The organism is Pseudomonas sp. GW456-12-10-14-LB2 (assembly GCF_002884345.1).
Taxonomy (GTDB): domain Bacteria; phylum Pseudomonadota; class Gammaproteobacteria; order Pseudomonadales; family Pseudomonadaceae; genus Aquipseudomonas; species Aquipseudomonas paraglycinae.
On record NZ_POHV01000044.1, the window covers coordinates 12,320 to 31,253 of the forward strand.

The 18,934-nt window shown below is 62.4% G+C and carries 18 protein-coding genes; 3 read left to right on the plus strand and 15 right to left on the minus strand.

The window, feature by feature from the left end; all coding sequences use genetic code 11:
• The first annotated feature begins 45 nt into the window (after nt 1-45).
• Together C1X29_RS24565 and C1X29_RS24570 are read left to right on the plus strand one after the other, a co-directional pair.
• Nucleotides 46-1,539, plus strand: a complete 1,494-nt coding sequence (locus C1X29_RS24565) for a HAMP domain-containing sensor histidine kinase (protein WP_085748452.1) — start codon at nt 46-48, stop codon at nt 1,537-1,539.
• The gene (locus tag C1X29_RS24570) at nt 1,508-2,944 is read left to right on the plus strand and encodes a sigma-54 dependent transcriptional regulator (protein ID WP_085748451.1); all 1,437 of its coding nucleotides are present in this window, start codon (nt 1,508-1,510) and stop codon (nt 2,942-2,944) included. The genes C1X29_RS24565 and C1X29_RS24570 overlap by 32 nt, the downstream gene beginning before the upstream one ends.
• Here the strand turns inward: C1X29_RS24570 and C1X29_RS24575 are convergent.
• Nucleotides 2,935-3,303, minus strand: a complete 369-nt coding sequence (locus C1X29_RS24575; protein WP_085748450.1) for a hypothetical protein — start codon at nt 3,301-3,303, stop codon at nt 2,935-2,937. The genes C1X29_RS24570 and C1X29_RS24575 overlap by 10 nt on opposite strands.
• Before the next feature lie 163 nt (nt 3,304-3,466).
• On the opposite strand from C1X29_RS24575, the gene C1X29_RS24580 reads away from it, so the two are divergent.
• Nucleotides 3,467-4,273, plus strand: coding sequence for a class I SAM-dependent methyltransferase (locus C1X29_RS24580; protein ID WP_085748449.1), 807 nt, complete (start codon nt 3,467-3,469; stop codon nt 4,271-4,273).
• A gap of 12 nt (nt 4,274-4,285) precedes the next feature.
• On the opposite strand, the gene C1X29_RS24585 is transcribed toward C1X29_RS24580, so the two are convergent.
• The 14 genes from C1X29_RS24585 to C1X29_RS24650 all read right to left on the minus strand — a co-directional run bounded on the left by C1X29_RS24585 (nt 4,286) and on the right by C1X29_RS24650 (nt 18,934).
• Nucleotides 4,286-4,594: an addiction module antidote protein gene (locus tag C1X29_RS24585; RefSeq protein WP_085748448.1), complete on the minus strand. Its 309-nt coding sequence runs from the start codon at nt 4,592-4,594 to the stop codon at nt 4,286-4,288.
• Nucleotides 4,595-4,596: 2 nt separating this feature from the next.
• Nucleotides 4,597-4,890 carry a type II toxin-antitoxin system RelE/ParE family toxin gene (locus C1X29_RS24590; RefSeq protein ID WP_085748447.1) on the minus strand — a complete coding sequence of 98 codons (294 nt, stop codon included), beginning with the start codon at nt 4,888-4,890 and terminating at the stop codon, nt 4,597-4,599.
• Between the two features lie 148 nt (nt 4,891-5,038).
• A complete protein-coding gene (locus C1X29_RS24595) occupies nt 5,039-5,731 on the minus strand; it encodes a GNAT family N-acetyltransferase (protein WP_085748446.1) in 693 nt (230 codons plus the stop codon).
• Between the two features lie 117 nt (nt 5,732-5,848).
• Nucleotides 5,849-6,637, minus strand: a complete 789-nt coding sequence (locus C1X29_RS24600) for a ChbG/HpnK family deacetylase (protein WP_102718575.1) — start codon at nt 6,635-6,637, stop codon at nt 5,849-5,851.
• Nucleotides 6,609-7,796 carry a GNAT family N-acetyltransferase gene (locus tag C1X29_RS24605; RefSeq protein WP_102718576.1) on the minus strand — a complete coding sequence of 396 codons (1,188 nt, stop codon included), beginning with the start codon at nt 7,794-7,796 and terminating at the stop codon, nt 6,609-6,611. The genes C1X29_RS24600 and C1X29_RS24605 overlap by 29 nt, the downstream gene beginning before the upstream one ends.
• Nucleotides 7,797-7,800: 4 nt before the next feature.
• A complete protein-coding gene (locus C1X29_RS24610; protein WP_102718577.1) occupies nt 7,801-8,490 on the minus strand; it encodes a GNAT family N-acetyltransferase in 690 nt (229 codons plus the stop codon).
• A gap of 67 nt (nt 8,491-8,557) precedes the next feature.
• Nucleotides 8,558-10,477 (minus strand): hypothetical protein, encoded by a 1,920-nt coding sequence (locus C1X29_RS24615; RefSeq protein ID WP_102718578.1) that lies wholly within the window; start codon nt 10,475-10,477, stop codon nt 8,558-8,560.
• Nucleotides 10,474-11,781: a lipopolysaccharide biosynthesis protein gene (locus C1X29_RS24620; RefSeq protein WP_085748442.1), complete on the minus strand. Its 1,308-nt coding sequence runs from the start codon at nt 11,779-11,781 to the stop codon at nt 10,474-10,476. Before C1X29_RS24620 ends, C1X29_RS24615 begins: the two co-directional genes overlap by 4 nt.
• Nucleotides 11,778-12,779, minus strand: a complete 1,002-nt coding sequence (locus C1X29_RS24625; protein WP_102718579.1) for a polysaccharide deacetylase family protein — start codon at nt 12,777-12,779, stop codon at nt 11,778-11,780. The genes C1X29_RS24620 and C1X29_RS24625 overlap by 4 nt, the downstream gene beginning before the upstream one ends.
• 13 nt (nt 12,780-12,792) lie before the next feature.
• The gene (locus C1X29_RS24630) at nt 12,793-13,929 is read right to left on the minus strand and encodes a glycosyltransferase (RefSeq protein WP_102718580.1); all 1,137 of its coding nucleotides are present in this window, start codon (nt 13,927-13,929) and stop codon (nt 12,793-12,795) included.
• Nucleotides 13,922-14,890, minus strand: coding sequence for a glycosyltransferase (locus C1X29_RS24635; RefSeq protein WP_102688542.1), 969 nt, complete (start codon nt 14,888-14,890; stop codon nt 13,922-13,924). Before C1X29_RS24635 ends, C1X29_RS24630 begins: the two co-directional genes overlap by 8 nt.
• Entirely contained in the window at nt 14,887-16,257 is a 1,371-nt protein-coding gene (locus C1X29_RS24640; RefSeq protein ID WP_102718581.1) for an O-antigen ligase, read from the minus strand. Before C1X29_RS24640 ends, C1X29_RS24635 begins: the two co-directional genes overlap by 4 nt.
• The gene (locus C1X29_RS24645) at nt 16,254-17,345 is read right to left on the minus strand and encodes a glycosyltransferase family 4 protein (protein WP_085748437.1); all 1,092 of its coding nucleotides are present in this window, start codon (nt 17,343-17,345) and stop codon (nt 16,254-16,256) included. The genes C1X29_RS24640 and C1X29_RS24645 overlap by 4 nt, the downstream gene beginning before the upstream one ends.
• Nucleotides 17,342-18,934 (minus strand): Wzz/FepE/Etk N-terminal domain-containing protein, encoded by a 1,593-nt coding sequence (locus C1X29_RS24650; protein WP_102688545.1) that lies wholly within the window; start codon nt 18,932-18,934, stop codon nt 17,342-17,344. Before C1X29_RS24650 ends, C1X29_RS24645 begins: the two co-directional genes overlap by 4 nt.

The window sequence follows — 18,934 nt, forward strand, 5'->3', positions numbered from 1 at the left end:
AGGGCGGCTGTAACCGGCTCGATACCATAACGCCAGGGCATCCCCATGCAACGACTGGAAGAACAGAAAACATCGGCACCGAACCTCGCGCTGGCGGCCATCAAGAGCTGGGGCGGGCAGTTCAATCTGCTGCGCTGGTTTTCGCTGGCCAGTTTTTTCATCATCGCGGCCGTGGCGCTGGGGCTGGGGTATATCTCCACGCGCTTCGTGGTCACCGAAAGCGTGGAGCGCGATGCGCTGCTCACCGCGCAATTCGTGCAGGCCATCGGCGATGCAGAAATGCGCCATGCCAACATCACGCCGCAACGGACCATGGGCGAGATGCTCGACTCGCGCCAGGACGGGAACTACCCCGACGTCGATCCGCTGTCCCATGCAATGGCCCGTGCCGAGTTTCTCGATCATGTCGAACATTTACCGGATGTTCTGCTGGCCACGGTGTACGCCCTGGACCGCACGGTCATCTGGTCGACCAACCCCGAACTGATCAACGTCAAGTTTGAAGACGACGACGAGCTGGATGAGTCGTTCGAGATGAAAGTCCCGGTGTCTTCCAGTTATCACAAGATCGACGATGAAAAACCCGAGCAGCGGCTGTCTCGCGAACCCAAATACCTGTTCATCGAAAACTATATTCCGATGTTCAACGCCGACAAAAGCAAAGTGGTCGCCATGGTCGAGATTTACAAGGAGCCGGCCGATCTGGTCGACCGTATCGACCGAGGGTTCGCCTCGATCTGGGCTGCGACGATCCTCGGCGGCGCGGCGATTTACCTCGGCTTGTTCTGGATCGTGCGGCGCGCCTCGACGCTGCTGCAGAGCCAGCAGCAGCAACTGATCAGCAATGAAACCTTTGTCGCTCTGGGCGAGATGTCCTCGGCGGTGGCCCACAGCCTGCGCAACCCGCTGGCGACCATTCGTTCCAGCGCCGAGCTGGCCCAGGAAATCGCCAGCCCCGGCGCGCAACGCAACATCGGCGACATCATCAGCCAGGTCGACCGCATGTCGCGCTGGGTTCGCGAACTGCTGGTGTCGTTGCGCCCGATGAGTGACGACGGCGAGGCGGTGGACCTGCTGGCGGCGGTCGAGGACACCTTGGGGGCGTTTGATGCGCTGATCCGGCGCAACGGCGTCGAAGTGCGATTCGCACCACAAGATTGCCCGCCGGTGGTCAGTCAACAGGTGCTGCTCACGCAAATTCTCAATAGCCTGTTTGCCAATGCCCTGGAAGCGATGCCCAGAGGCGGCGTACTCAGTGTCGAGATTGAAACAGCGCAGGCCGGTCAGGTGCGCATGACCCTGAGCGACACCGGCAAAGGCATGAGCGCGCAGCAGCAACAACTGGTGTTCAAACCGTTTTTCACCACCAAGCAGGGCGGCCTCGGGGTCGGCCTGGCGCTGGTCAAGCGAATCATGGAGCGGTTTCAGGGTTCGGTCATGCTGACCAGCCGCGAGCAGGAAGGAACCCGCGTCAGTCTCAACTTTAGAGTGGCATCGGGAGGGGAATATGGAACACAGCATTCTGCTGGTCGAGGATGACGAACTGCTGGCCGAAAATATTCAGACCTACCTGGAGCGCAAAGACTTCGAGGTGACGGTCTGCCACTCGGCCGAGGACGCGCTGGGGCAACTGGAAAGCTTCATGCCGGACATCGTCCTGACCGACAACTCGCTGCCGGGCATGAGCGGTCACGATCTGATCCAGAAGCTGCGCATCAGCGCGCCGGACCTGAAAGTGATCATGATGACCGGCTACGGCAACGTCGAAGACGCGGTGGTCGCGATGAAGGAGGGCGCCTTTCATTACGTCACCAAACCGGTCGCGCTGCCGGAACTCAAACTGCTGCTGGACAAGGCCCTGGCCACCGAACGGATGGAACGCACGCTGTCGTTCTACCAGGAGCGCGAGGCGCAGAAATCCGGAGTGCAGGCGCTGATCGGCGAATCGGCGCCTATGCTGCACCTGAAGAACACCATCGGTCAGTTGCTCGACGCCGAGCGGCGCATGGCCAACGGCGATCTGCCGCCGGTTCTGGTGGAGGGCGAAACCGGTACCGGCAAGGAACTGGTCGCCCGCGCGCTGCATTTCGACGGCGCGCGCAGCAAAGGCCCGTTCATTGAATTCAACTGCGCGTCGATTCCGGCCAACCTGGTGGAGTCAGAGCTGTTCGGGCATGAAAAAGGCGCGTTCACCGATGCCAAGGACCGCCGGGTCGGGTTGGTGGAAGCCGCAGATGGCGGCACGCTGTTTCTCGATGAAATCGGTGAAATGGATCTGGTGCTCCAGGCCAAGCTGCTGAAATTGCTGGAGGATCGCACCATTCGCCGGGTCGGCTCGGTGAAGGAGCGCAAGGTCAACCTGCGGGTGATCAGCGCCACCAATTGCAACCTTGAGCAGATGGTCCAGCAGGGCAAGTTCCGCCGCGATCTGTTTTTCCGCCTGCGGATCATCTCGATCAAGGTCCCGCGCTTGTACGCCCGTGGCGAAGACATCCTGCTGCTGGCCCGGCACTTCCTCGCCAGCCACGGCAAGCGCTATGGCAAACCGAACCTGCATTTCAGCGATCAGGCCGAAGAGCTGCTGCTCAGTTACACCTGGCCGGGCAACGTGCGCGAACTGCGCAACATGCTCGAACAGACCGTGCTGCTGGCGCAGGGCGATACCATCGCCGCGCACCAGTTGAACGTGTGCATGAGCCTGTGCGATGACCTGCCACCGCAGCATCAGCACGAGGTGCCGCACCCGCACTTCGAACCGCGCCCGGCGAGCAATACCGAATCGATGAACCTGCCGGAAGTCGAACGCGACATGGTGCGCAAGATGCTCGACAAGACCGACTGGAACGTCACCAAATCGGCGCGCCTGCTGGGCCTGAGCCGCGACATGCTGCGCTACCGCATCGAAAAACTCGGCCTGGCACGCCCGGACAAGCGTCAGTGGTAGACCGCGTTGCTGCGTGGGCTGGGCGTGCCGAGGCATTCGAGCACGCACGTCGGGTCCAGCACTTCGTCGTTGACGTAAATGCCGCGCTCGGCATCGTAGGTGCGGATAAACACCCGCACCGTCGCATCGGCCACGGTCGGCAGTTGCGAGTCCTGGAAAACACGGCGATCCGGGATGACGATGAAGTCCTGTGGCGGCGTGTCATCGAACGGCCGGGGCGGCTGAGCGGACAGCGACGGCGGAGCAGGGTGGGCAAAAGGCTGGTCCGACCCGTAGTAGTCGAAGTTGCTGTCCAGCGCCTGCGCCTGGGTGGCGGCGAGCAGACAGGCGGACAAAAGCAGTCGATTGAACATTCCCATGGCAGCACCTGTGGAAGCGGATTTCCCCAAGGCTATTAACTATAGCTGTCCGTGGTGCAGGCGTTGGTGCAGGTGTTGTCGGCTTACAAGTTCGCAACAACCTGCTGCGCGAGGCTGATCTAGACTCGGGCCGCTCAATTGTGAGCATCGCCCGGAGTGCGCCATGGAAGTGCCAAACAATAAAAACGCCGTCGAGAGCAATCGTCAGGCGTGGAACGATTCCGCCCGTCATCACCAGGACTCCCCCGAGTGGCAGGCCTTGCTGACCGACGTCGCGCAGGCTGATTTTTCCTGCCTCGACGACACCCTACGCGGCTTGCTCGAGCAGGTCGGTGTCGATGGCAAAGACGTCGTGCAGCTGTGTTGCAACAACGGCCGCGAAAGCCTGTCACTGTTCGCCCTCGGCGCACGGAACGTGGTCGGTATCGATCAGTCGAGCGCGTTTCTCGAACAGGCCCGCGAACTGAACAAACGTTCGCCGCACAACGCCGAATTCATCGAAGCCGATATTCATCATTTGCCTGAATCGCTGCGCGGCCGTTTTGACGTTGCACTGATCACCATCGGCGTCCTTAACTGGATGCCCGACATCGGCGAATTCTTCCGCCACGTCGCCTCGACTCTCAAACCGGGGGGACAACTGGTGATCTACGAAACCCACCCGTTCCTGGAAATGGTCGACCCCGAGGCCGAGGACCCGTTTCGTTTCGCCAGCTCGTATTTCCGTAAAGAACCGTTCGTGCTTGAAAAACCGATCGTCTACGTCGGCAAGGTCGAACAGCCGGCGGCCAAGTCCTACTGGTTCGTGCACAGCCTCGGCGCGATCTTCACCGCCGCCCTCGAGGCCGGCCTGAACATCTCGCACTTCAAGGAATACCCGCACTCGAACCGGGAAGAAGTGTATGACCAGTACCAGAACCGCGAGGCGCAGATGCCGATGTGTTTTACGTGGGTGGGGGTGAAGCGCTGAGTAGCGCAGCTTTCAGGACGTGGAGTGATTCAGCACATGTCCCGGTTGTGCACACAGATCGATGCCAAGGGCATGAATGACTTTAAGAACCGTGTCGAAGCGAGGCTTGGCTCCTGGTGCGAAAGCCTTGTACAGACTTTCGCGCCCCATGCCCGAATCCTTCGCAATCTGCGTCATGCCACGCGCCTTGACGACATAACCGATTGCACGAAGAAACTCTTCGTTGTCACCGTCGGCCAACACTTGGGATAGGTATTCACTGATGGCTTCATCACTGTCCAGCAGTGCTGCCATATCAAAAGCTGTCAAAGTCTGGCTCATGGTTAAACCTCCTTTGCCATTTTTTTTGCACGTCTGATGTCCGCGCTTTGTGTGGATTTGTCGCCGCCGGCCAGCAAAACGATAACTACACCGTTACGCATCGTGAAGTAGACCCGATACCCGGCGCCGACATCAACGCGCATTTCCGACACACCATCACCTACGGGTTTAATGTCGCCTAGATTACCTGCTGATGCACGATCTATGCGACGGGCAATAGCTACCTTGGCACGGAGATCTCGAATAGAGGCATGCCAGGTCACGAACACGGATGTCTGTTGCACGAAATAGTTCATGGCTCGACTGTATCCATTTGGATACGGTCGAGCAGTCAGCCGGTTCTGTTATCGGCCTTGGATGTGTCGTCTGCAGGTGTAGGCAAGTAGTCTCAGATTATGTAGGAGCTAGCGTCTCCGATAGCTCCCACAGTGCTGCTTTGGACCTTCAAGCCTGCGCAGCCGCCGTCACCACCGGCCGTCCCGGTTTGCGCAGCGGATCGAGGCGTGAACCCTCATAGCGCGTTTCGCGGAAGAACCGCCATTTGCCGAACAGGCAATAGACGTGGGTGACGCGGCCCTGTTCGTGGTAGCCCATGCGGATGTGCAGTTTCAGCGCCGGGATGTTGTGGGTTTCGCAGACGTCCACCACCTTGTTGCAACCCTGGGCGGCCATGGCTTCCCAGAGGGCGACCTGCACGTCCACCGACAGGCTGCTGCCGAAGTAGGCGCGGATCATTTCACCGCCGAACTCGAAGAACTCGCCGGGTTTGACCGGGAAGGTGCAGCCGTAATAGTGGCGGTCGTGGTAGTCACGAGTGCTGCCCCAGATAAATCCCACCGCATGGCCGTCGGCATCCAGGTACATGTGCCCGGTGTGGCCTTCGTTGGCCAGTTCGGCCATGGTCTGCACCCGGTCACCGAAGTGTTTGGCGAACGCGCCGGCATTCTCGGCGGTGATGTCGACTTTGCGCAGGCCGTCGTAGGGGCGCAGCTTGTGCGGCGGTACCGGGCTGACCAGGTCGCGCTCCATCCACAACAGTTCCCAATGGAAGAACACGTAGCGTTTCCACAACGTGCCGAAGGTACGGCCCAGGCCTTTTTGCTTGATACGTTCGCGCAGCTTTTCAATGACGCTCATGATGCCCTCCGAGGCCGGAGCCCGGGTGTTGTGGATGACGCTTTTGTGGGTATAGATCAAGCCGGCAAATTCATGTCAAAGCGCCAGCTTTGAAAGTATTGCAAGTTGTGTAACGGCTCAGATCGCCTCGGCACCCCGCAAAAAATCCTTGTTCAGATCGGCATAGGAAACCCGTGGAACCCCCGCCAGCCGCTGCTCTAGCAAGCGGCTCAGGGACTCTTCGGGTTGCAGATAGGCGTCGCCGAAATCCGCCCCGAGCTGGTTCGGATGGGCGACGATTTCCAGCACGCCGTCGGTCGGCGCGGGGGCGTTGCGCAGGTCGACCGGCGTGCAGACGTAATCCGCCGTCACCCCGGCCAATCCCTGCAATCGGCGGTTGAGCAACCCCTTGAACAGGCGCTTGGGCAGGCTGAGGTTTTGCCCCAGGTTGCGCGCCAGGCGCACCGGCACACCTTGATGGGCAGCGAAGCGCGCGACGATCTCGCCGATCGGCCAGATGTTGTGCACGTGCTGATGCGAATCGAGGTGGCTGGGACGCACGCCGTGATCGACGCAGCGCTGCCACTGCGCCTGCAATTCTTCCTGCACCGCTTCGCGATCTTCCCGGCCCAGCCACAGGCTGTGGCGCGCCAGGCTGAGGTCGAACACGCCGTGGCTGTCGCAGAAGGTGCGACGCTCAAGAATGGCTCGGCTCAGGGGCCGGCCATAGGTCAGGTTGAAGTGCAGACCGATCCGGCCTTCCAGCAGCGGCAGCCGGGCCATGGCGCAGGCTGCTTCGAACGCCGGCATGTTGGCCATGGCCGTGGCGGAACTGATGACCCCGGCCTGGAACGCACCGAAGATCACCGCGTTTTCGTTCGGGCTCAGGCCGAAATCGTCAGCGTTGACTATGACTTGGCGAGGCATGTTCGCCCTCCTTGCTGGGGTTGATCACAGGTGTCGCAATGACCGCCGCTTTGGCCGCCGCACGCTTCGCCCGCCATTGTTGCAACCCAGGCTTGAGCCGGTGCCAGACGCGCAGCCCCAGCCCCAGCAACAGGCCGCTCGGGCGCCACGAGTAGAAGCTCCAGCGCCAGTGTTCCAGTTGCCCGGTCATGCGTTCGTGCAATTGATGGCTGGAATTTTCCAGGCTGACCCGCGAGGCATCGATCCAGTGCCAGTTGTCATCCAGCCCCCAGCGAATCCATTCCTCCAGCAACACCCGGCCGCTGCCAAGGTCCGCGTATTGCGGCAGGAAGGCGAGGTTGTAATCGTAGAGCCGGCCCTGTTCGAACAGACCGAGTCGATAGCTGATGCAACGTCCGTTGAGTTCCAGCATCACCACGCGCACCCGGCCCGAAGCGGCGAGGGCGGTGAAGGCGTTTTCCATGCAGCGGCGGCTGCGGTCGCTGGCAAAGATTCCGACGCCTTCGTCGCCTTTCCAACTGACCGCTTCGACTTCGCTGATGACCTGCAGCAACGGGCCCATGCTGGTCGCGTCGGGCGTGATCCGCCGGACTTCGGCGCCGCACGCGGCAATCCGTTTGCGCGCCCGGCGCAGTTTGTAGCGCGGGTCGCCCGAGACTTCCTGGCGGTCAGCCTCGCTGATCAGGTGCACCGGCACCCGGCAGCTCAAGCGACGTTCGCCGGTGGAGCTGTGGACCATCCATTCGGTGAGCACGCTTTCGGCACCGACCGGCTCGGTGATTTCATTGAGTTGCAGCAGGGCGTGGGGCACTCGATGGCGAATCAGCCGCAGGGCTTGGCGCATGTCGTCGGCGTTCAACTGTGATAACAACGCCAGGCGATCGGCCAGCGGATAACCCAGGTGATGCACTACCCGAAACGGCAATCCGAAAAATCGTTCACGGCTCGCCACCAGTGGCAGGCACAGGCGCAATTCGTCTGCTTCCCAACCCAGCAATACATGCAGCCGCTCGTGCGCATCGAGCGCCTGCTCTGCCGCACACAGCCAGTCGAGGCTGTTGAACGGCGTGTGATCCGTCACCCGCAGGCGCAGCGCTTCAAAGGCCGCCGCCGGGAAGTCAGGTGCGCACAACGAGGTGCGCCATTCGAATCGCGCCATAGGCTCAGGTCGCCGTTGCTGTGACAGGTGGACGGGAAGGTTTGCGCAGCGCCTCCAGGCGCGATCCGCTGTAGCGGGTTTCGCGGTAGAAGCGCCAGCGACCGAACAGTTTGTAGATGTTTATGATCCGGCCCTGTTCGGTATAGCCCATGCGCAAGTGCAGCTTGAGCGCCGGGATGTTGTGGAACTCGCAGACGTCCACGACCTTGTCACAGCCCTGGGCGGCCATGGCTTTCCACAGCTCCAGTTGCAGATCCACCGACAGCTCGGTGCCCCAGTACGAGCGGGTCAGTTCGCCGCCGAACTCGAAGAACTCGCCGGGTTTCACCGGGAACATGCAGCCGTAGTAGTGACGGTCGAAGTAGTCCCGGGCGCTGCCCCAGATGAACGCCACCGCATGGCCCTGATCGTCCAGGTGCATGTGCCCGGTGTGATTCTCCCGGGCCAGCTCGGCCATGGTGCCGACCCGGTCACCGAAGTGGCGGGCGAAGGCGCTGACGTTGTCCGGGGTGATCTTCACCACCCGCAGTGGCGGGTAGGGTTTGAGGCTGTGGGGCGGCACCGGGCTGACAAGGTCGCGCTCCATCCACAGCAGTTCCTGATGAGAAAAGACGTAGTGTTTCCACACCTTGGCCAAGGTGGCCCGCAGGCCTTTGTGTTTGATGTGATCGCGGATTTTTTGCAAAACATTCATGGTCTTGGCTCCTGATGACGAGTCATCGCGCGGCACAGGCCAGCGCGGCCGGATATCAACAGGGCGGTCATGAGGCGCTCCAGCGCAGGGCAAACAGGGTCTGTCCCGGCAGCTCGAAGCGCACGCGGCCGTCCTGGCAGCGAAATGGTGCGTCGCGGCTGCGGTTGTCGGCGCCGAAGTAGCGCAGCGCGCCGTTGTTCAATGGGCATTTCGCGCCCGCGAGGTCGACATGCTGCAAGCGCGTGCCCTTGTTCACGCCGAGCAGCCCGCGCTGATCGTCGCCGGCCATCGCCAGCACATCGACTTCGAACGCATCGTTCTCCAGCCACAGCACCTTGTGCAGCCAGTGCTGCTGGATGAACTGCTGCGCCAGGCCCACCGGTTTCAACTCGAAGCGATCATCGCCCAGCACCCGCAACATGCCTTTGGGGTACTGCGGCTCATCGGCGGCCTGAAACCAGTTGAGCATCGTCAGCAAACCGTCCTGGGAGGCGTTGATCACCACCGAGGCCCACCACAGCGAGGTGAAATGGGTTTCCTGATCGTAGGGGCTCAGGCTCGAGCCGCTGGACAGGTTGGTCTGATCCAGCAGCAACGCTTTGCGCGGCTGGCCCTTGGCATCGAGGCCGACCAGATCGGCAGCGCGGCGCACGCTGTCGCGGTACACGCGAGTGGCGAGCAGGTCGCGAATCATCCATTCGTGCCAGGCCAGCGCATCGACCTGATCGGCGGATTCACTCAGCAGTCGCCGGGCCCAGTCGATGCCACGCTTATTCGCTGCGTTGTCCGCGAACGGCCCGTTGACCAATCGCGAACTGGCCGGCATCGCGATGCGCACACCGGCCCTGGCATTGGCCGGATCGCTGCGCACTTGGCGGGCCATGCTGGTGAAGATCGAACGGTATTGCTCGTAGCTTGAATAATTCAGGTTGGGCTCGTCGGCGAACCCGATGTAGTGCGTGCCTTTGCCGCCCAGCGCACGGGTGCCGGCGAGCCAGGCATCGAGTCCGCTGTTGCTTTGCACGTCGGCGCGCAGATCGGCCTGACGCTGACTGCCGGCGAGCAAGGTGATGTCCTGACGAATGCCGAAACGATCCTGATAGACCTGGCGAAACGCATCTTCGAAGTGCGGCTTCTTCGCCGTCACGTCGACGAAACTGTAGTAACTGGCGGCCGTCGGTTTCAGCGCATCGAGCAGCGGATGACTGGCGGGCGGCGGCATCACGTAGGGCAGGGCGATGCCCAGATCCGGGGTGCGGCCGAGGACTTTGTCGTGCAGGGTCAGGCGCATCTGGCCGTCGTCTTCGTGCAGCGGTTTGAGCTGTTGCGGGGTCTGCGCGAACAGATTGGCCGTACCGTCGAGCCAGAACGCCGCTTTGCCGCTGCCTTGCAGACGCAGGCGCCAGACCTGTTCGCGCTCGCTGACCGGCAACGCCACCTGATCGAACTGCCAATAGGCGCGATAGGGTTTCAGCGCCAGTGTCAGGGGCTGACCGTCACCGACCCGCTGCGCTTGCAGGGCGCTGACTCCGCCGTGGAACTTGCCCGCCAATATCGCGCGCTCACCCGCTGCGACCTTGAAATACAGTTCATCGCCGTTACGGGTTTCCGCACTGAAATGCACCTTGGCCGGGGCGAACAGCGCCACGGTGGTTTCGTCGTGCTCGACCCGGTAACTGCGGAAGCTGTAGCCGGGGATTTCCAGCTGATAACTCGCGGCCCCCGGCGCCAACGGCCAGCTCTGGCTGCCACGGGTTTCACTGGCCTTGATGAAGCGCTCGCCCTGTAACTGGCCGCGGCCGTCGAGCAGGTAAATGTGCTCTTCGTTGGCCTCCGCCTGCCACGCCGGCGCCCAGCGCACGGTCACCGTGTCGGGGCGATCCGCTTGCAGGTACAGACTGCCGTCGCGAATGTCGCCCCAACGCATCGACGCCGCGAAGGCGTCCAGCGACAGGCCGAGACCGAGCAGCAGGGCCAGGCCTTTCATGCTGCCTTCCGACGCTGCAACATCAGCCACATCGGCGTGAGGTCGCTGGGCAGAATGATCAGGGTTTGCCAGAACGCCACGCCGCTCAACCGGCAGTACAACACCAGCATCGCCACGGTCACCGCCAGATAGGCAATCGACGACGCTGCCGCTGCACCGACGATGCCGTAGGCCGGAATCAGCAGCAGGTTCAGCGCAAGATTGAGCAGCGCGCCGATCCCCATCAGCAGCGACACCGTGCCGGGGCGGTTCTTGCCGATCAGGTCCAGGCGCAGGATGCTCGCGTAACACAGGCCCAGCAGCCCCGGCAGTAACGCCAGCAGCGCCGGATACGCCGGCTGGTAGGCGACGCCGAACAGGGTGACGATCAGCCATTCGCCGATCACGGCCATGGTCAGGCAGGCGCCGAGCATCACCGTGGCGGTCAGACGCAGGGCCAGTGGCGTGACCTTGTCCATGCCTTCATCCTGTTGCAGCAGGCGTTTCATCAGCGGCGTGGTCACCGCTTCCGGAACGATCAGCAGCAATTCGGCGGCGGCGCTGGCCATCGCGTAATGCCCGAGGGCGGTGCTGCCGAGCAGGGCGCCGATGAACAGGTAATCGGAACGCAGGATCACTTGCTGGAACAGCAGATCCGGATGGCTGCGCGCACTGAAGCGCAGCAGTTCGTTCTGGCTGGCGCGATCCCATTGCAGCTGCAACGGCTGCGCGCGTTTGAGCCACAGCCAGCCGACCAGCACCACCAGACTGATGCCGGCCAGCCAACTGATGAGTGCAGCTTCAAGGGCCGCTTCTTTCCACATCCAGAACAGCGCGAGAAACAGCAACAGCGGCGCGAAAGATTCCACCAGCCGCAAGGCATTGAACGCGACCACCCCGCCGGACGCATTGTGCAAGGTCAGCAAGCCGCTTTTCAGCACGGTCAACGGCACCGCCAGCAGCAACAGCCACGCCAGCAGACCGAGTTGCATCGTTACGTCCAGTTCACTGCCGAACTCGCGCACCAGCGCCACCACCAGCAAAGTCAACAAACCCGCCAGCAGACAGCCGAACACCAGCACTTGCGCGAGCAACAAGCCCATCGGTCGTTGCTTGGCGGCCTGATAACCTACCGCCGAATTGAGGCCGCCGCTGGTGGCGGCGCTGATCAGGTCCGGCAGGGTGCTGAGCAGGGCGAACAGGCCCCGTTCGCTGGGGCCGAGAATCCGCGCCAGCAGCACATTCCTCAGCAGCCGCAGGGCGATCATCGCCAGTTTGGTGCCCATGCTCAGCGCCAGATGCTTGAGGTAACTGCCTCGACTCATGGCCGCGCCCCGCGATAGATCCGCCACGACAGCAGTTGCGGATTGCGCGCGGTGCGCTGGCTGACTCCGAATCGCGGCAGGTTCAGCGGATCGCCCGTGCCGCGATAGAGGCCGGTGCCGGTGCCGAGCGCGAAGGGGTAATCGTGATTGGCGATCTGCTCGCGCACCCGCTCATCGTTGTCGCCGTTGGGGTAGCAATACACCGGCAGCGGCCGGTTGCAGCCATTGAGCAGGGCATCGCGGCTGCGGCTGATTTCTTCGCCCAGGCGCACATCGTCAAGGCCGGTGAGGATGGCGTGACTGGCGCCGTGGGGGCCGAAACGCACCAGCCCCGACGCTTCCATTGCCCGCACCTGATGCCAGTCCAGCGCTTGTGGCAACGACTCCTGCGGACACTCGTCGGTCAGGCGTTCGAGTCTCTTCGGATCGAGCGCCTTGAGGCTTTGCAGATAATGCAACAGGGTCAGACTGCGGCGGTCCACATCAATGTCGTCCAGCAGCACTGGCAACGGCTGGCCGGCGGCACGCAGGCATTCGATCAGGTGCGTGCGGGCTTTTTCACCATGACTGCCCCACAGGGTTTCGCCGATGCTTTCCCACCAGAAGCGCTGGCGGCTGCCGATGAAATCGGTGGAGAGAAAAATGCTCGCCGGCACCTGATGTTTCTGCAGCAGCGGGAAGGCGTTGGCGGCGTTGTCGCGCCAGCCGTCGTCGAAGGTCAATGCCACTTGCGGACGCTCGGTGCGCAAGGCATTGGGTTGCAGGATCTCCATCAGCGGCACGCAATCGAAATGCTTGCGCAGCCACACCAGCAAGTGTTCGAAGGCCTTGGGCCCGACGCACAGTTCGTTGCGATGCGGCAGGTCGGCGGCGCGGTCGTTGGACAGCACCCGGTGCAACATCAGGATCACGCCGGCGCCGTGCAGCTGGTTGCGCCCCACGGACGAGTTGAGATAGAGCCAGCCGCTGGTGCGTTTAATCAGTTGTTTGATCGCCATGGCTCGATCCCTCTCAACGGTTTTGGTCAGGGTTCCACTGGGCATAACGCTGGCCGCGCAGGAACTGCCACAGGCCGATGCTCATGCCCGCCAGTGTCACCAGCAGGAACGCGGCAAGGCGGAACGGCTTGGGCAAGCGGTGTTGCGAATCCAGCAGGCCGGCAATCGCAATGGCGTAGCCGACCAGTTGCGCGATCAGGCAGAGGCGATAGAAACCGTGGTCTTCCCACAGCCAGAAATTGCTCAGCAGCAGCGGCAGCAACAGGATCGGCGCCAGGCGACGGATCAACTTGTGGCTGATCAACGCAATCGAATACAGCCCATGCTTGAACGGATTGAGCAGTTCGCTGCGTTGCGCCAGGCTTTGCAGGCCGCCGACGGTGACCCGCTGGCGCCGGCGGAATTGCTTGTCCGCTTCGTCCACGCCGTGGTCGATCACTTGCGCTTCGGGCACGTAGACGATGCGTTTGAATTTGACCGGGGCGCAGGTGCTGATGAAGAAGTCGTCGTTGACTTCGGCCGGCACGTTCTCGAACAGTTCGCGGCGCAGGGCCAGCAAGGCGCCGTCGGCGGAGACCATGCAGCCGGTACGGTTCTCGACCCGACGCAACCAGCCTTCGTAGTGCCGATAAAGGCTGTCGCCGATGCTCAAGCCACCGCCGGTGACTGGAATCACCATGTGTCCGGCACAGGCGCCGACCTGTGGGTCGCTCAGGGGCGCCAGCAGGTAGCCGAGGGTTTCCCGCGACCATTGGTTGTCAGCGTCGGTGAACACCAGAATGTCGCCCGTGGCCAGCGCCGCGCCGGCATTCAGGGTGGCGGCCTTGCCCTGGCGAGGCAGGTCGAGCACGGTGATTCGCGGGTCGACGACCTTGTGTGCGCAGGCCACGGTGGCGTCGGTGGAACCGTCGCTGGCCAGAATGATTTGCAGGGTCGCCGGCTGATAATCCTGGGACAGCAGCGAGCGCAGCTTGTGTTCGATGTGTCGCGCTTCGTTGTGGGCGGCGATGACGATGCTGACGTTCAGCGGCGGTGCCGGGCTGTGGCGCCACGCCGGGAACAGCGGCGCGAGCAGCGTCAGCAGCAGCGGGTAGCCGACATAGGCGTAGGCCGGCAGCAGCAGGCACATCCAGAAAATGAATTCAGCCACGGGCAGGCCTCCTGGCGTTCCAATGACACAGACTGAGAATGAACGCGGCGCCCGCCAGGTGCAGGCGCAGCCAGTGCAGGCCCCACAGTTGCAGGGTCAGGCAGACGTTGTGGTGCTTGGCGCTCTGGCGCACGCTGAGCACCAGCCCCGGCACCAGCGTCAGCATCACCATGATCGCGGCGTGATGGGGAAAGCCGTCGAGCAGCGCGGATATCGCCAGGAAATCGAGAATCCAGACGAAGATCGACAGCATCGGAAACCGCAACAGGCGCAGGCTGAAACCGTGGCTGCGCAGCAATTGCAGATGACTGCCCTGACGCCACAGTTCCTTGCCCATCCACTCGCGCCAGTTCATTTCGTAGCCCCAGTGCAGAGCCACGCTTTCATTGATCGAGAGCAGTCGCGCGCCGTGTTCTCTCAGGCGCAAGGTGAACTCCTTGTCTTCGCCGGTGCGCAGGGTTTCGTTGAAACCGCCGACCTTGTCGAACCAGCGCCGACGCATCAGCAGGTTGGCACTGGGCAGCCAGTCGACGACGTGGCTGGTGTGGGTGGTCGGGCGCAAGGTCCGGCGCTGCCAGGCGGTGGCGTACCACGGCGCGGCGGCGGGGGTGTGCAGGTCGAGACCGAAGACATCGGCCTGGCCACTGGCTTCGATGTCGAACAATGGGTGCAACCAGTCTTCCGGCATTTCGATGTCGGCATCGATGAACGCCAGCCATTCCCCGGTGGCGATGGCGGTCCCACGATTGCGCAACGCGCCGATCAGCAGGCCTGGCATCACCAGTACGTGGGCGCCGAACTGCCGGGCGATCTGCGGGCCTTCGTCGCTCGATCCGTTGTCGACCACGATCAGTTCACACTCGACATCCGCCGCGTGCGCCGCTTTTTGCGCAGCCAGCAGGGTGCGGCCAATGTGCCGGGCCTCGTTGAACATCGGGATGACGATGCTGATCCGGCTCATGCTTTGGCCTCCGTCATCGGTGCCTGCTCGGCTTTGAGGCGCAAGACGCTGGTCATGGCGAGCATGATCCACAGGTATTTCTGGTTCGGTGCGCTGAGGAACATCAGGAACAGCGTCAGCGACAGAAAACTCACCCCCAGGTGGGTCATCAGATCCGCCTGTTGCCAGTCACGTCGCAGCATCCACGCCTTGCGCGCCTGCATCAGGTTGTACAGACCCAGCGCGAGCATGCCGACGAACATCAATCCGGCGGGCACCCCCAGTTCGCTGAAGATTTCCAGGTAGGTGTTATGCGCCCGGCGATACAGGTCGCCGATCTTGCGGTTGGCGGAAAACGCCTTGGCGTAACCGGTGGTGGCGTAGTGCAGCGGGAAAGTGCCGGGGCCGGAGCCGAGCAGCGGGTTCTCGCGGATCATCTGGCCACCGACCACGATGTATGAGGCGCGGCGACCGAGGGATTCGTCGTTGTGGCCCTTGGCGCCGGCGCTCAACACGCTGAGGGACTGGATGCGCGCGATGTAACCGGCGGGCATTGCGTAGATCGCCAGCGGAATCACGATCGCCGCACCGAGCATGGCAAAACCGAGGTGACGTGGACGAATCCGCGCCAGTTGCGCGCGGTAGTGCCAGCAACCGATCACCAGACTCAAGGCCAGCACCACCAGCCCGGAACGCGATTCGGTCTTGGTCATGCCGCCGAGCAACAGCAGGCAGCATCCGCCCCAGAACAGCCGATGCAACAGGTTCGGGCTGCGGATGACAAGCAATAGCCCCAGCGGGATGGCGAAGGCAATCAGCAGGGCGAAAGCGTTGGGGTCTTCGAGCAAACCGGCAGCCCGCCCCTGATCCTGGAATTTGCTGGAGAACATGGCCATGGCGCAGGTCGTGCTGACGGCGAGGGTCACCAACCGGGCGAACAGGTCGAGGTTCAGCTCGCGGCCGATCAGCAGGGTGATCACAAACAGAATCAGGCCGACGCTGATTTCCCGCAGGTGGCCGAGCGACATGCCCATGTCATCGGTGTTGAGCAGGCTGAGAAAGTACAGGGTCATGAAGGCGATCAGAAAGCGCCAGATATTGCTGCGCAGGCGATCCGAGGGAATCTGGTGCATCGCCAGTTGCAGCATCAGGATCACCGCCAGCGACGCGCCGATCAGTTTGCTGCCCGACAGGGAACTGTCCTTGAAGAAACCCTCGAACGGCACCAGGGCGACGATGCCGAGCAGGCCCCAGGTCGGTTTGCGGTACAACACCGCGAACCCCACCAGACCGAGCACTGCGCCTGGCGCGAGGTAGGGCCAGGGGCTGGCCAGCAGAGCAATGCAGGCCAGCCCCAACAGACTGACGATCGAGAGCGGGAAAATCATGCGCGTGCCTCCCGTGCCGTGCGGATGTACAGCTGCGACCAGCGTTCGGCCAGGGCCTTGAGGTCGTAGCGATCCTGTTGCGTGCGTTTTGCGTTGTCGCGCAGTTGCCGTGCCAGGCCAGGCTCGGACAGCAAGGTGTCGAGCTGGCGGGCGAGGGCGGCGCTGTCGGTGGGGGCCGCAAGCAAACCGTTGTGACGGTTCTCCAGCACGTCGGGAATCCCGCCGACGCCGAATGCCACCACCGGCACCCCGGCCTGCATCGCTTCCAGCAGAATCATCGGCGTACCTTCGGTGCGCGAGCTGATCACCAGCGCATCGAGTTGCTGCCACCAGTGACGCATGTCGGTCTGGTAACCCGGCAAGCGGATGCGCTGTTGCAAACCGGCGGCGTCGATTCGCGCCTGCAAGTCTTCGCGTTCCGGGCCGTCGCCGAGCATCACCGCGTCGAGTTGCGGGTGCTGGTGACACAGCGGGATCAGCGCGTCGAGAAACAGATCCGGGCCTTTCTCACTGCTCAAGCGCCCGACGTATCCGGCGAGCCAGCGTTGTCTTGGCGCATCGGAAAGCAGCGCGGCGGCTGCCGGCAATCCGTTGGGAATCACCTGCAATTTCTCCGCGCGGACGCTGGCCTGACGGTGCAACACCGCGATGCTTTCGGCGACACACACCACCCGATCCACCGACGCCGTGCGGCACAGTTGCAGGCTCAGCCAGGTGTAGAACTTCTGCTTGCGGCTGCGCGGGGTGAAGCCGTGTTGAGTGATCACCAGCGGCAGGCGCAACAGCGTGGCGCCGACCCAGCCGAACAACAGGCCTTTGAAATTGTGGGTATTGATCAACGGACGTTCACCGCGCCGCTGACCCAAGTGCCGCAGCAGGGCACCGAGCCCTGCGCAGCCTTGTGCATCGACGCCGGCCTCGCGAAAGCGCGCGATCAATTCCGGCGGCGCATCGAGGAACAGCACCTGGTGCTGCCCCGGCGTCGCCAGGCAATGATCGAGCAACATCCGCTCGGCCCCATAGAAGCCACCGCTGCTGAGCAAATGCATGATCGGCAGGGCGGCGTTCGGGGTGGCGGACGTGTTCAATTGCGCACCCAGTGCACGAAGCTCGGCACGGTCCAGTTCTTGTGCGGGTTGCTCGGTTGCGCGTTCTGGTCGTTGATCACCAGCAGCACCGGCAGGCCCAGCTCGTGGCTGATTTGCGCCGGATGTTTGAAGCGGTGATCGAAGAACTCACGCACGTAGACCAGTGCAATCGCCAGCAACAGACCGGTGAACAGCCCGAACGGAATGATCAGCATCGGCTTGGGAAACGCCGGTTCGGTCGGTTCGAACGGTGGGCTCAAGACCCGGGCGTTGGACAGGTCGTCGCTCAGCGAACGGGTGGTGCTACTTTCGGCAAAACGCTGGGCGTAGGTCGAGAACGCGGCGTGCAGCGCGTCGATCTCGGTGTCCATCTGCCGCAGTTTGCTCTGGGTTTGCTGCAACTCGTGGATGCGGTTCTTGAACTCGGCAATGCGCGCGGTTTTCTGATCGATCACCTGCTGGACCACCGCCAGATCGTTGGTGCGTTCCTGAATACGATTGCTCACCACCTTGAGGAACTGCTGGCGAGTGCGGGCAATCTGCTCGCGGGTCAGCAACATCGGTTCACTGCCCGGCTGGAACACCGCCAGATCATTCATGTAACGGCTGACCTGGGTGGTCAGTTGCTCGCCCATCTGTTTGATTTCCCGATCCTCGAACGCCACGTTGTCGACCGTGGTGGTGAAGGTGTAGGGGAAGGTGTAGTCGTTGAGTTTGCTGTTACTGGCGGCAGCCAGCGCGGTCTTCAGGTACTCGAGCCAGCGCTGGCTTTGCAGCAGGCGGTCGCGATACAGGTTCAGCGCCTGCTCTTCGGTGTTGATCGCGTTGAGGCGGAAGGTGATTTCCTCCTTCGGATCCGACGCGCCGACACTTTCCAGCAACGCCTGGCGATTGCCTTCCAGTCCATCAAGGCGCACCTGATACAGGTGTTTCTTGGTTTCGTAGAACGATTGCGGCAAATCGATCGATTGCAGCGCCTGACGGCTCACCAGGTAGTTTTGCAGCAGGGCAGAGACGAAGGTCGTGCCTTGATGCGGGTCGGGGAAGCTGTAGATGATCGAGATCACGTTGGAGCCAGGCAGGGTCTCGATTTTCAGGCTGTCTATCGCATCCTGGGTCAGCGCGTCGAGCGCGGTGTCGCGCACCGGATCGGTTTCAAGCCCCAGGGTGTTGCGCACGGGGTTGATCACGTACTGGCGCAGCGGCGAACTGATGTAGCGCTTGAACGGTTCGCCCACCAGTTTGCTGAACATGCCGGGCGAAGGGGTGTATTCGCCCTTGTCGCGCAGCTCGCTGATGGTCTGACGGATCAGCGCCGGCGAACGCAGGATGTTGCTCTCGGTTTCCATGTCCGCCAGCGACGGCGGGATGAAGGTGGCGTTGTCCACGGTGAGCGATGTGGTGGCGTCGCCCTGTGAAAGTTTTTTCGACTGCACGATTACCTGAGCGGTGATATCGAAGCTCTGTTTGAGCAACAGCGGCAGCACCAGCGCGATCACTGCAAAGACCAGGAAGACCCGTTTCACCAATTGCTTGTTGGCGAAGAAGATCCTGAAGAACTCATGCAGGTAGTTTTCCTTTGGATTCAT